The organism is Candidatus Bipolaricaulota bacterium (assembly GCA_021159055.1).
GTDB lineage: Bacteria > Bipolaricaulota > Bipolaricaulia > UBA7950 > UBA9294 > S016-54.
In genome coordinates, this window is the sequence record JAGGSO010000013.1 from 1 (window position 1) to 12,927 (window position 12,927).

A 12,927-nucleotide genomic window follows, 5' to 3' on the forward strand; every position below is an offset into this window, starting at 1 on the left:
GTCTGCGAGGTGGTGAACCTAACCCCGACGACGGCGTTCGCCCCCAGCTTCTCCGCCTCCTTAACCATCCGCGCGAGCGCCTGGTCGCGCGCCTGGGAGAGCATGACGGTGTAGTCCTTGATCTCCCCGCCAACGACGTTCCGCAACCCGGCCATGATATCCCGCCCGAGGTTGCGGGCGCGGATCGTGTTCCCCCGCACCAGGCCCAGCGTCTCCTCGATCTTTCTCCCTTCCACCGTCTCAGTCGTCACCAGCAGCATCCTTCTCCTCCTTTCTTCTCTCCCGAATCAGCCCGATCAGGATGAGGACCAACCCGGCTATCCCGATCAGGATCACGACCTTGAAGAAGATCCCGATCCCCGGGGCGAGCACGATCAGCCGGATGACCTGGTACGCGATGTACCCGCCGAGGAGGCTCCCGGCGATGATCATCAGGAAGTACCCGAGCTTCAGCATCCTACCTCCTATATCTCCGCCCAGTTGTGTCCCGACTTCACCTTGCAGGTGAGCGGGACGCGGAGCTCCATCACCCCTTCCATCTCCTGCTTGATCAGCTCGCTCGCCTGCGGGACGTCCTCCTCCCGCGCCTCGAAGATGAGCTCATCGTGTATCTGGAGGAGCATCTTCGCTTTGAGTTTCCCGGCCTCGATCAATCGGTCGAGCTTGAGCATGGCGAGCTTGATCAGATCGGCGGCGCTCCCCTGGATCGGGGTGTTCACCGCGTTGCGCTTATCGAAGTTGCGGCGGGGGACGTTGTTCGACTTCAGGTGCGGAAGGGGACGACGGCGCCCGAGGATCGTCTCGGCGTAGCCGCGTTCCGTCGCACGGGCGATCAGCTCGTCGATGAACTCCTTTGCCCGTGGGTAGGCGGCGAAGAATCGGTCGATGTAGTCCTTTGCCTCCCCGCGGGAGATCCCGAGCTCGCGCGCCAGGCCGAACGGGCTGATCCCGTAGATGATCCCGAAGTTGATCCGCTTGGCCGCGTCGCGCAGCTTCTCGGTCACCGCATCCTCTGGAATAGCGAAGATCCGGCTTGCGGTCATGCGGTGCAGGTCCTTCCCTTGTTTGAACGCCTCGATCAGGGCGGGATCGCCGGAGAAGTGGGCGAGGAGGCGGAGCTCGATCTGGGAGTAGTCGGCCCCGATGAGGAGCGACCCGTCCGGGGCGACGAACGCGCGGCGGATCCGCTCCCCGATCTCGGTCCGGGTCGGGATGTTCTGCAGGTTGGGGTCGGACGAAGACAGCCTTCCGGTGGCGGTCGAGGTCTGATGGAACGAGGTGTGGATCCGCCCGGTCTCGGGGTTGATCGCGGCGGGGAGGCGGTCGATGTAGGTGGAGAGAAGCTTCTCCAGCTCGCGGTACTCGATCAGTTTGCCCGGAAGGGGGTGTTGCGCCGCCAGTTCGGCGAGGACGCGGGCGCTCGTGGACGGGCCGGTCTTCGTCTTCTCGATCACTGGGAGGCCGAGGTGGTCGAACAGGACCGCGGCCACCTGCTTGGGGGAGTTGGGGTTGAACTCCTCCCCGGCGATCTCGTACAGGTCGCGCTCGATGATCGCGAGCTTCGCCCTGATCTCCCTCCCCTGGGCGGCGAGGACCTCCCGATCGACGAGGATCCCGTTCTGTTCCATTCGCGCGAGCACGGATATGAGCGGGACCTCCACCTCGCGGAAGAGCTTGGTCGCTCCGGCCTTCTCCATCGCTTCCTCCAGCGGCCGCTTCACCCGGTAGACGATCTCCGCGTCCTCGGCGGCGTAGAACACCGCCTGCTCGACCGGAACCTGCTCGATCTTCCCCTCCTTCCCGGCGAGCTCCTTGTAGGAGAGCATCTCGTAGTTCAGATAGTGGCGCGCGATCTCCTCCAGGTTGTGGTGGCGCTCCTCCGGCCGGGCGAGATGCGACGCGATCATTGCGTCGAAGCTCACCCCGCGGGGGGAGACCCCGGCGCGGTGGAGGACGATGATGTCGTACTTCAGGTTCTGGCCGATGATCCTGGGGGCTTCGCCCTCGATCAGCGGGCGGAGGCGGTCGAGGACGTGCGCGAGCGAAAGCTGGGCCGGAGCGCCGAGATAATCGTGCCCGACCGGGATGTAGTAGCCGACGTACGGACGGGGGGAAATCGCGATCCCCACGATCCGCGCCCGCATCGGATCGCGGCTCGTCGTCTCAAGGTCGAGGGAGAACTCATCCACCCCGGCCAATTCTTGTGCGAGGGCATCCAATTCCGCCTCGGTGAGGACCGCGCGGTACTCCGCCTCCTTCCCCGGCGGCGGAGCGGTCGGAGCAACGCTCCCGAGGTCGAGTTCGTTCAGGATGGAATGAAACTCCAGGTCGGAGAGAATCGTCCGCAGTCGGTCGACGTCGATCCCGCGCAGGGCGTAGTCATCGGGGACCTCGCCCACCTCGGTCTCCAGCTTGAGCGCCACGAGATCCCGCGCCAGCACGGCGTCCGCGGCGTGGGCCTGCAGCGCCTTCCGCACGCGGGCGTTCCGTACCTTATCGGCGTTTTTCAACACGGAATCGAGGTCTCCGAACTCCTGCAGGAGCTTGGCCGCTGTCTTCGGCCCGACACCGGGAACCCCGGGGATGTTGTCCGACGAATCCCCGATCAGGGCGAGGTAGTCGACGATCCGGGCCGGTGGGACCCCGTACTTCTCGATGACCTTTCCCGCATCGAACAGCTCGATCTCCCCGGTCGGGCGGCGGCCGGCCGGGCGGATGAGGAAGATATGATCGCCCACGAGCTGGGCGAGGTCCTTGTCCGAGCTGGTGATCAGCACGGTCAAGCCCTTGTCCGCGGCGCGGCGGGCAATCGCGCCGAGGAGGTCGTCCGCCTCCACCCCCTCGCGGGCGATCACCGGGATCCCAAGTGCGTCCAGGAGCTCCCCAAGCGGGGTGAGCTGCACCGCGAGCTCGTCCGGGATCTCCACCCGCGTCGCCTTGTACGCGGGGAGGAGGCGGTGGCGGTAGGTCTCCCCACCGGCGTCGAATGCCACCCCGGCGTAGGCGGAGGGGAACTCACGCATCGTCTTCAGCAGGACGCGCAGGAAACCATAGATCGCGTTCACCGGCCGGCCGTCGCGGGTGGTGAGCTCCGGGATCCCGTAGAACGCGCGGTAGGCGAGGGAGTGCCCGTCGAACAGGAGGATCCGGGATCGTTCCGGATCGGACGGAAGGTGCAGAATCTCCTTATAGGTAGGCATGTTCCTCCCGTCTTACCCCGGAGATGTCGAGGAGGTAGCACAGGGCGAGGGCGAGCCCGTCGGCCATATCGTCCGGCTTGGGGAGCTCGGCGAGCCCGAGGAGCTGGCGGACCGTTGCCTGCACCTGGGCCTTGTTCGCCTTCCCGTACCCGGTGATCCGCTTCTTCACCTGGAGCGGGGTGTAGCCGCGCACCGGGGTCCCGTGGGCGGCGAGGAGGATCACCCCCCGCGTCTCCGCTGTCCCCATTGCGGTACGCGCGTTGCGGGCGAGGTAGATCTCCTCGATCGCCACCCCGATCGGGTTGTAGGTCTCGATCAGAGCACGCACCTCGCGGTAGATCTCGACGAGCCGCTCGGTGCGCGGGAGCCCGGCCTCGGTCTCGATCGTCCCCCCAGCGACCACCTCCCACCCGCGCGGGGCGAGGCGGACCAGCCCGTAGCCGGTGGTGGCGAGCCCGGGATCGAGGCCAAGGGCGATCGGTCCGTCGCTCATTTCAGGAAGTCCCCCAACCGCATCTTCCCCTCGTCCGCTTTGGTGCAGACGTGATCCGGATGTTCGTTCAGGTTCACCCCGCACACCGGACACAGCCCCTTGCAGTCGGGTCGGCACAGCGGATGGGGATTGAGCGCGTTCCGGATGAACGCGATCACCTGAGGGAGAAGGTCGGTGCTCGTGTCGGTGGCGGCGATCGGAAGCGCGAACGCCTCATCGAGGTCGAGCACCTCCTCCACCGGAGTGAGGCAGCGCGAGCACGGCTGCTCGACCACGGCGTGGATCCTGATCTGCAGGTACAGGGTGGAGAGCTGGACAAACGCCTCCCCCTCCACGTGGATGTCTTCCACGAACCGTCCCCCGGCGAGCCGCTCCGAGGCACGGGCGGCGTCGAGGTCGATGGTGAACGGGATGTGTTTCCCCGGGTGGGCGAGAAAATCGGCAAGTTCAAGTCGCATCTTCGCGCAGGCGGCGGGCCACGTCCGCCGTCTGCCTCCCCTCCTTTACGTCGTGGACACGGATGATATCGGCTCCGTTCCTGACTGCGACCGCGTTTGCGGCGACCGTCCCGACCAGCCGCTCCGCGGGCGGGAGGCCGAGGAGCTCACCGAGGAACGACTTGCGCGAAAGACCGATCAGGACCGGAGCCCCCAGTTCCAAAAACGATCCGATCCCCCGCAGGATCGCGAGGTTGTGTTCCAATCTCTTTCCGAATCCGATTCCGGGATCGAGGATGATCCGCTCTTCCGGGATCCCGGCCCGGACCGCCGCCTCCATCCGGGCGGAGAAGAACTCCTTGATCTCTTCCACCGGGTCGGAGTAGGTCGGGTTTTCCTGCATCGTGCGCGGGGTTCCCTGCATGTGCATCAAAACGACGCCGGCACCGGCCTCGGCGATGAGCGGTCCCATCTCCGGGTCGAACCGCAGGGCGCTGATGTCGTTGACGATATCCGCACCAGCGGCGAGCGCGGCACGGGCAACCCGTGATTTCGTGGTGTCGACCGAGATCAGGACGTCGGAGCTCTCCCTGATCCCGGTGATCACGGGGACAACGCGGGAGAGCTCCACCTCGGCCGGGACCGGGGCGGCTCCCGGGCGGCTCGATTCACCCCCGACATCGACGATGTCCGCCCCGTCGCGGATCATCTCCAGGGCGTGGTTGACTGCGGCCTTTGTGGTCATGTGCTGTCCCCCATCGAAGAACGAATCCGGAGTGACGTTCAGGACCCCCATCACCAGGACCCGGTCGCGGTTGCGCATCCAATCATCGAGCCGCATCTCCTTCACCCCTTTCCGGTGCAAGTATAGCACAGAGCAGGGAGAAAGGAAGCACGTCGATCTCATCGAATGTTTGACCTTAGGAAGCGGGGAAACTAAAATGCAGGGATGAAGACAAAGAGGGGTGATTCCAATAGCTAAGGTACTTCTAACGACGACAATCGAATCGCTGGGGCACGTGGGCGACGTGGTGGAGGTCGCCGACGGGTACGCACGCAACTACCTGTTCCCAAAAAGGCTTGCGGTCGAGCCGACTCCGCACAATATCGCCCGCTACGCCAAGGCAAAGGCGGCCCATCAGGCCGAGCTCGAGGCGCGGGAAGAGAAGGCGATCCGGCTGCGGGATGCGCTTGCCGACAAGACGTTGGTCTTCGTGCGGAAGGCGCACGATGACGACCGGCTGTACGGCTCGGTCCGGGCCGAGGACATCGTCGCCCGCATCAAGGAGGAGCTGGGGGAGGAGATCGAGGTCTCCCGCGTGAAGCTCGAGCGCCCGATCGAGACGATCGGCCCGCACACGGTGACGATCAACCTGTACAAGGACATCAACGTCGATCTGCGCGTCCGCGTCGACAAGGAGGACGCGGAGGGGGCCTAGCCCGGATGAGGGGCGGGGCGGTCCTCGGCGGAGTCGCATTCCTCCTCTTCCTCGTCTCCCTCGCCGTGCAGGGGGCGGTCCAGCTGCACCTGAACGGGGAGGGAGTGGCGCTGGATCATCCGCCGATCGCCCGCGGGGAGGAGCTCCTCGTCCCCCTGCGGGAGTTCGGACTGCTTCTCGGTGCGGAGACGGCGACGGGTGCAGATGAGCTGACGATCCGCTCTCCCGCCGGGGAGGAGTCGTTCCCGCGCGACGCGTTCCCGATCGAGGACGGGGTATACTACATCCCGCTTTCCCGCCTGGCCGAGCTCGTGGGGGCCGAGGTGCATGCGATCGGGGACGACGTGTACGTGGAGACCACCCCGGTCCGGCTCGACTCGCTCGATTGGGATTCGCACCACGTCACGGTGCGGTTCTCCGCGTTCTCCCCGTACCGAATGACCTCCGCGGCGGGGAGGTTCGTCGTCACTTTCCACCACGTCGAACTCGGGATCGCCCCCCTCGACGTGTCCGTGACCGGCGGGCCGGTCCGGCGGGTATCCCTCGCTCCCGGGAGGCTCGGGACGGCCGTCCTCACGGTGGAGACGACCCCGGGATCGGTCCCAGCGACGAAGCGGTTCACCGCGCCCGGGTTCTACTCGGTTACCCTGTCGTTCGACCACCGGGCGCGGAGCGAGTCCCAAGCGGAGATCTCGCCTTGGATCACCTATCACGAGATCACGACCGACCTCGGGGCAGGGCCGGTCGAGATCAGGTACCTGTACATCGAGGATTGGGCCTCCCACTTTAAACTCGCCCCGGCGATTCCGGAAACCGGGGTGGGGACCCTCGCCGACCTCGCCGATCTCGCTCGGGCGGGTGGGGCGACAGCGGCGATCAACGCCAATTTCTACGACACGGCGACGAACGACCCGGTCGGGCTGCTGATCGTGAACGGGGTGATCCTCAGCTCGAACTACAAGCGCCGCGCCGCCCTGGGGATCGATCTGTTCGGTCGACTCACATTCTTCAACCCGCAGGTGAGCATCTACCTCCGCACCCAAGCAGGGAAGATCGCGGTCGACGACGTCAACCGCCCGATCACGGCCGACGGGGTGGTCGCGTTCACCCCTGGCTACGCCGGGCCGATGCGCACCGGGATCGGAGGGGAGACGTTCCGGGTAGTGAAGATCAAAAACGACCGGGTCGTGTCGGCGTACACCGCCCCGTACATCGCGGCCGATCCGACTGCGGTGGTCATCGTCGGGACCGGGACCGGGAGGACGCGGCTCGCCCCCATCGCGGTCGGGGACGAGGCAAGCCTGGAGTACACCCTCGATCAGGGCGACCCCCTCATCACCGACGCGGTGAGTGCCGGCCCGCTCCTGATCTCCGCCGGGAAGGATGCCCTCAACCCACAAGCGGAGGGGTTCTCGCCCGGCTCCTATCTTGTCAGCGGGCGCGCCGCCCGCAGCGTTCTCGCAGTCGATCAGCTCGGGGGACTGATCCTCCTCGTGGTTACAAAGGGGGCTGCGAGCGTGGGAGCGAACTTCCAGGACCTGCTCACGATCCTGCATGGGCTCTCGATCCCGGTGCGGGATGCGATCGCATTCGACGGCGGGCATTCGAGCTCGCTCGTGTTCAAGGATAGAGGTACCTATCGTGAGGTCGGAAGCGGGGGGAAGGTGGCGGTGGGGCTCCTCCTCATCCCGCGTGAGAACAAGTAAGGCCCCTCGCAGCAAACTGCGGGGCATTGAAAAGCAGGAGCCGGAGATCTAACCGGAGTTGGTTCCTCATGCTGCGACTTCATGTAGAGCTTTTTCCCGTAGTGGCGGAGCTTGCCTCCGACGTTGAGGAGTTTATCCCCACAAAAACTACGAACAACAAACTGATTCGCCGCAGACGAATATCTGCTTTACTCTCTCCCACAAGCTGCGGGGTAACCGGTGGAGGCCGTTTATGAAGCGCTTGGCGCGCGATGTCATCCTCCTCGCCTTGGCGACCGGGATCTCGCGCGTGTTCGGGCTGTTCCGCGACATGACGATCGCCGATCGGTTCGGAGCAGGGGCGGCGTACGACGCGTTTCTGATCGCGTTCTTCCTCCCCCACTTCCTCCGCCGGCTTCTCGCCGAGGGGGCGCTCTCCACCGCGTTCATCCCGGCCTACACCGACGCCCTTGTCACCGACCGGGATGCGGATCGGTTGGCAAGCAACGTCCTCTCCCTCCTCCTCGTCCTGTTCCCCGGGGTCGTCGCCGCCGGGGTCCTCCTCGCCCCGTACTACCTCCCGTTCCTCGCGACCGGGTTTCCCCCTGATAAGCTGCGCCTTTCGATCCACCTCGCACAGGTCCTGTTTCCGTTCATCGCCCTCGTCGGATTCGCCGCGGTATTCATGGGGATCTTAAACGCGCACCACCGCTTCTTTCCGGCCGCGGCCGCCCCGGTGATGTTCAACCTGGGGATGATCGGGGGAGCCCTCCTCGCGCCCCGGTTCTCCCCGCCGATACTGGGGTTGGCGGTCGGAGCCCTCGTCGGGGGAGCAGGCCAGCTCCTGTTTCAGGTCCCAGCGCTGATCCGGATTGGATTCCGGTTCCGGTTTACCCTGCTTCCGCTCCACCCCGGGGTGCGACAGATGGGGCGGCTGATGGCCCCGGCAGTGCTCGGCCTGGCCGTGACCCAGGTGAACCTGCTCGTCGATAACAAGCTCGCCTCCTACCTCGGGACCGGGGCGATATCCTCTCTCCAGTACGCGATGCGCCTGTTTCAGCTCCCCCTCGGGATGTTCGCGGTGAGCATCGCCACCGCCCTCCTCCCCCGGTTATCCCGTGCCGTCGCCCGCGGCGACGATCACGAATTCGCGTCCCAGCTCCGCCAGGGGATCGAGGGCGGAATGTTCCTCCTCCTTCCGGCGATGGTCGGCCTGTATGCGGTCGGGCACGAGGTGATCGCACTCCTGTTCCAGCACGGAAGCTTCACCCCCGGGGACACGCTCCGCACCACACAGATCCTCTACTTCTACATCATCGGGATCCTCCCCTACGGGCTCGTGTACGCGTTCACCCGGGCGTTCTACGCGTTGGGACGAACCGGGATCCCCCTCCTCGCCTCGACCGGGGCGGTGGCGGCGAACGTGGCGTTCGACCTGCTCCTCGTCGGCCCGCTCGGAGCGCGTGGCCTCGCCTTGGCGACTGCGATCTCCGGGATCGTCAACGCTGCAATCCTCGGGACGGCCCTTGCCCGGAGGATCGAGTTCGATTGGGCGGCATTGGGAAAGATCGTGATCGGATGCGGAATCCTCTACGCAGGAGTGATCGGGGTAAAGGCGGGAATGAGGACGCTCCCGCTGGGAGCGGAAACGTTCGGGGCGATACTCGCCGGGGTGGCGATCTACATCGGCTACGCTCGGGTCACGGGCCTGCTCAGGCTAGTCAGTCGAGGTCAGACGGAGTGATGATCAGGCGCGGTTCGTTTTGCCACTCAGACGGAGGGACAAATCCGGCAAGCCCGGTGAGGAACGCCCGCGGTGAACTCGGATCGCGCATCCGCTCCAGGACACGTGCTATCCGATCGACTGCCGCGCGCATCCGCTCGCGGTCGATCTTCCCCTCCTCGATCAACTGGGAGATCCCTTCCCACAGCGGCCTTCCCAACGGGGTACCCGGCTGGGCGATGAGCTCGATCGGACTCAGGCGCGCCCTCAGGTCGGAGAGGCTGGTCGCGACTTGCTCGTCAGTAATCCCGGGAACGCGGGCCGAGACAGCAAGAAGCATTCGTTCGAGAAAGAAGACGTGCTGAAGGGTATCGCGATCCTGGGCGATGTCGGCATTCACCTCGGTCCACACCTTGCGGTAGCGGGCGGCGTGCTTCTCCCGCTGGAACGCCTCGTGCCGCTTCAGGTATGGACACGTCTCCGGACAGTCGATTTCCACGACCCGCTTCTCCCCGCAGCACCGGGAGCAGATGTACCCACCGAGGGCCGGACAATGACGCGTCCCCCGGCGTTTACCGCACGATACGCAGATTTGCGCCATTCTAGAAACCGAGCTGTGATCGAGCCTCCTCCGAGATCATCTCCGGGCTCCACGGTGGATCCCACACGATGCTCACCTCCACGTCCGCCTCTGGGAACGCATCGCGCAGGGCCTGTTCCACGCTCCCGGCGAGCATCCCCGCAAGGGGGCAGCCCGGGGTGGTGAGTGTCATGTCGATGGAAATCTTGTTCCCCTCAATCCCGATGTTGTAGATTAAGCCAAGATCGACGACGTTCAATCCAAGCTCGGGATCGATCACATCGGTGAGGGCGGATCGTACCTGTTCCGTCGTGATGTTCATCAGTTCCTCCTTCAGTTTGGCGAGATTATACGGGGCGGAAAAGATCGGGTCAAAACCGGAAGAGATCAGATCGCGAACTCCTGCGCAAACCCTCGCGCCCAGGCGTCGGCGGCGCGGATCCCTTCCAGAGAGAGGGGGGAATCGTCCTGCCACGCGGCGAGCGCAGCCGCGATCCCGCGCGCGATCCCGGTGAACGGGATCTCCCCGGCGAGAAACCGGTGAACCAAGACCTCGTCAGCAGCATTGGCCACTGCGGGAGCGGTTCCGCCGCGCCGCGCCGCGGAGAGCACGGCTTCAAAGGCCGGGTAGCGCTCAGGATCGAGCGGTTCGAACGCGAGGGTCCCCACAGTGGCCAGGTCGAGCCGGGGGAGTCCGGTGTCCGGTCGATCGGGATAGACAAGGGCGTACTGGATCGGGATCCGCATGTCCGGCGCCGCGAGCTGGGCGATCACCGATCCGTCGCGGTACTCGACGAGGGAGTGGACCACCGAGCTCGGGTGGATCACCGGTTCGATCCGCTCGTAGGGGATCGCGAACAGATAATGCGCCTCGATCACCTCGAACGCCTTGTTCACCATCGTCGCCGAGTCGATCGTGATCCGTGCCCCCATGCTCCAGTTGGGATGACGCAGGGCGTCCTCCGGCCGGACCGTATCAAGTTCGGGGAGCGGCGTGCGCAGGAACGGCCCGCCCGAGGCGGTGATGATCAACCGCCGCACCTCGTCCCGTCTCCCAGCAGAAAGGGCTTGCAGGAGGGCGCTGTGCTCGGAGTCAATCGGGACGATCCTGCCGCCGTGGGCGGCGAGGGCGGCTTTCACCAGCTCGCCCCCGATCACCAGGCTCTCCTTGTTGGCCAAGGCGACGGTCCGCCCCCGCTCGAGCGCGGCCAGGGTCGGGCGAAGGCCGATCGCCCCGACGAGGGCGTTCACCACGAGATCGACCCCATCGAGGCGGGCGAGGCCGACCAGCCCGTCCGCGCCGGCCATGACCTTTAAGTCGGGGAACCTGTGGGCAAGCCTCCTCTTCCCCTCTTCCTCTGCCACTGAGACGACTTGCGGACGGAAGGCCTCGATCTGGGTTGCGAGGAGTTCGATGTTGTGTCCCGCCCCGAGGCCGACGAGTTCAAACTCGTACCCGGCGCGGTTGAGGCGGGAGATCACGTCGATCGTCTGCGTGCCGATCGAGCCGGTCGCCCCGAGGATGACGACGCGCATCAGGCGGCAGGGGACGGAACGAGGGTCGAGAAGAGCTCATCGAGCTCCTTGCCGGCGAGGACCTCCTTCTCCAGCAGGGCGTGTGCCAGCCGGTCGAGGACGGATCGGTGCTCGGACAGGAGCTGCTTCGCTTTCTCGTAGGTCCGGGTGATCAACGAGCGGATCTCGGAGTCGACGAGGGAGGAGAGCTCCTCGGAGTGCTCGTCGCTCTTCACGATCTCCTCGCCGAGGAAGACGTTGACGTGCTCGCGCGCCAGGCTGATCGGGCCGAGCTTGTCGCTCATCCCGTACTCGACCACCATCCGCTTGGCGAGCTGGGTCGCCTTCTTCAGGTCGTCGTACGCCCCGGTGGTGAGCTCGTTGAACACGATCTCCTCCGCCGCCCGGCCGCCGAACAGGGTGATGAGCTTGTCCTCGAGCTCCTCCTCGGAGACGATGTACTTGTCCTCAAGCGGAAGCTGCAGGGTGAACCCGAGCGATCCGTCCCCGCGGGGGATGATCGAGATCCGGTGTACCGGATCGGCCTTGGGAAGAAGGCGGCCAAGGAGGGCGTGGCCGGACTCGTGGTAGGCGATCCGCTCCCGTACCTCTTCGGTGAGGACGATCCCCTTCCGCTTCACTCCGGCGATCACCCGGTCGATCGCCTCCTCGAAGTCGGACATATCGACCTGGTCCTTGTTGCTGCGTGCGGCGAGCAGCGCCGCCTCGTTGCACAGGTTCTTCAGGTCCGCGCCGACGAACCCCGGGGTGCGGCGGGCGAGGATCGAGGGATCGACGTCCGGACCAATCTTCTTGTTGCGAAGATGGAGCTTGATGATCTCCTCCCTCCCCTTCAGATCGGGGCGCGGGGTGGTGATCCGCCGGTCGAACCGCCCCGGGCGCAGGAGCGCCGGATCGAGGACGTCGGGCCGGTTAGTCGCCGCGAGGATGATGATCCCCTTGTTCGGCTGGAATCCGTCCATCTCGGCGAGGAGCTGGTTCAGGGTCTGCTCACGCTCGTCGTGCCCGCCGCCGAGTCCGGCACCGCGCTTGCGCCCGACGGCGTCGATCTCGTCGATGAAGATGATGCACGGAGCGGACGCCTTCGCCTTGGCGAACATGTCCCGCACCCGCGCCGCTCCGACTCCGACGAACATCTCGACGAAGTCCGATCCGCTGATCGAGAAGAACGGGACGTGCGCCTCGCCGGCGATCGCCTTGGCAAGGAGGGTCTTCCCGGTACCCGGTGCTCCGACGAGGAGGATCCCCTTCGGGATCTCCGCCCCCAGCCGGGCGAACCGCTTCGGATCCTTCAGATACTCGACTACCTCCTCCACTTCCTCCTTGACCTCGTCGATCCCGGCGACGTCGGCGAATGTGACCTGGGTCGCGTACGGCTGGACCAGCTTCGCCTTCGACTGGCCGAAGCTCATTGCCCCGCCCCCCTGAGTGCGGCGCATGATGTATATCCACACCCCGATCAGGAGGATGATCGGGAGGACAGAGATCAGAAGCGACAGGAGGATGCTATTCTGCGACGACGGCTCGTACTGAATCCTGACGTTATGCTCCAACAAGAGCGGCTCGTACAGGCTCGGGTCGCTCGGGAGATCGACGATCACCGTCCCCCCGCTCACCGTCTGCGCCGTCCCGCGGTCGTCCTTGATCACGATCGAGCTGATCTGATCGCTCTCCACAAATGCGCGGAACGTGGTGTAGTCGATCTCGTTCTTGGTGCGGCTCCCCCCGAACCAGGACTGAAGCAAAATCAGTCCCAGGATCACGATCACCGCGATTACCGCGACGTTCCGCAAATTCCGATTTCTAAGTTCTTTAAGCGGGTCTCTTTCCATAA

At 65.4% G+C, this 12,927-nt stretch carries 13 protein-coding genes; 3 read left to right on the plus strand and 10 right to left on the minus strand.

The window, feature by feature from the left end:
• The 6 genes from J7J55_00655 to folP all read right to left on the minus strand — a co-directional run.
• A partial coding sequence (locus J7J55_00655; protein ID MCD6141226.1) for a YbjQ family protein occupies positions 1 to 260 on the minus strand: 260 nt, incomplete at its 3' end.
• The gene (locus J7J55_00660; GenBank protein ID MCD6141227.1) at positions 241 to 456 is read right to left on the minus strand and encodes a hypothetical protein; all 216 of its coding nucleotides are present in this window, start codon (positions 454 to 456) and stop codon (positions 241 to 243) included. The genes J7J55_00655 and J7J55_00660, both read right to left, overlap by 20 nt.
• 8 nt (positions 457 to 464) lie before the next feature.
• Positions 465 to 3,200, minus strand: coding sequence for a DNA polymerase I (gene polA, locus J7J55_00665; GenBank protein ID MCD6141228.1), 2,736 nt, complete (start codon positions 3,198 to 3,200; stop codon positions 465 to 467).
• Entirely contained in the window at positions 3,187 to 3,693 is a 507-nt protein-coding gene (gene ruvC, locus J7J55_00670) for a crossover junction endodeoxyribonuclease RuvC (protein ID MCD6141229.1), read from the minus strand. Before ruvC ends, polA begins: the two co-directional genes overlap by 14 nt.
• On the minus strand, positions 3,690 to 4,151 hold the full coding sequence (locus tag J7J55_00675) for a DUF177 domain-containing protein (GenBank protein ID MCD6141230.1): 462 nt from the start codon (positions 4,149 to 4,151) through the stop codon (positions 3,690 to 3,692). Before J7J55_00675 ends, ruvC begins: the two co-directional genes overlap by 4 nt.
• Positions 4,141 to 4,926: a dihydropteroate synthase gene (gene folP, locus J7J55_00680; protein ID MCD6141231.1), complete on the minus strand. Its 786-nt coding sequence runs from the start codon at positions 4,924 to 4,926 to the stop codon at positions 4,141 to 4,143. Before folP ends, J7J55_00675 begins: the two co-directional genes overlap by 11 nt.
• A 169-nt stretch (positions 4,927 to 5,095) precedes the next feature.
• Between folP and rplI the strand changes: the two genes are divergently transcribed.
• The 3 genes from rplI (at position 5,096) to murJ (ending at position 8,998) form a co-directional block, all read left to right on the plus strand.
• Positions 5,096 to 5,569 carry a 50S ribosomal protein L9 gene (rplI, locus tag J7J55_00685; GenBank protein ID MCD6141232.1) on the plus strand — a complete coding sequence of 158 codons (474 nt, stop codon included), beginning with the start codon at positions 5,096 to 5,098 and terminating at the stop codon, positions 5,567 to 5,569.
• 5 nt (positions 5,570 to 5,574) lie between these two features.
• A complete protein-coding gene (locus J7J55_00690) occupies positions 5,575 to 7,275 on the plus strand; it encodes a phosphodiester glycosidase family protein (protein MCD6141233.1) in 1,701 nt (566 codons plus the stop codon).
• 232 nt (positions 7,276 to 7,507) lie between these two features.
• The gene (murJ, locus tag J7J55_00695) at positions 7,508 to 8,998 is read left to right on the plus strand and encodes a murein biosynthesis integral membrane protein MurJ (protein MCD6141234.1); all 1,491 of its coding nucleotides are present in this window, start codon (positions 7,508 to 7,510) and stop codon (positions 8,996 to 8,998) included.
• On the opposite strand, the gene J7J55_00700 is transcribed toward murJ, so the two are convergent.
• From J7J55_00700 to ftsH, 4 genes are all read right to left on the minus strand, one after another.
• The gene (locus J7J55_00700; GenBank protein ID MCD6141235.1) at positions 8,976 to 9,578 is read right to left on the minus strand and encodes a hypothetical protein; all 603 of its coding nucleotides are present in this window, start codon (positions 9,576 to 9,578) and stop codon (positions 8,976 to 8,978) included. The two genes, murJ and J7J55_00700, sit on opposite strands and share 23 nt — an antisense overlap.
• A 1-nt stretch (position 9,579) precedes the next feature.
• On the minus strand, positions 9,580 to 9,879 hold the full coding sequence (locus tag J7J55_00705; protein MCD6141236.1) for a metal-sulfur cluster assembly factor: 300 nt from the start codon (positions 9,877 to 9,879) through the stop codon (positions 9,580 to 9,582).
• A gap of 65 nt (positions 9,880 to 9,944) precedes the next feature.
• Positions 9,945 to 11,096 (minus strand): 1-deoxy-D-xylulose-5-phosphate reductoisomerase, encoded by a 1,152-nt coding sequence (locus J7J55_00710; protein ID MCD6141237.1) that lies wholly within the window; start codon positions 11,094 to 11,096, stop codon positions 9,945 to 9,947.
• Positions 11,093 to 12,925 carry an ATP-dependent zinc metalloprotease FtsH gene (ftsH, locus tag J7J55_00715; protein ID MCD6141238.1) on the minus strand — a complete coding sequence of 611 codons (1,833 nt, stop codon included), beginning with the start codon at positions 12,923 to 12,925 and terminating at the stop codon, positions 11,093 to 11,095. The genes J7J55_00710 and ftsH overlap by 4 nt, the downstream gene beginning before the upstream one ends.
• Between the last annotated feature and the right edge of the window lie 2 nt (positions 12,926 to 12,927).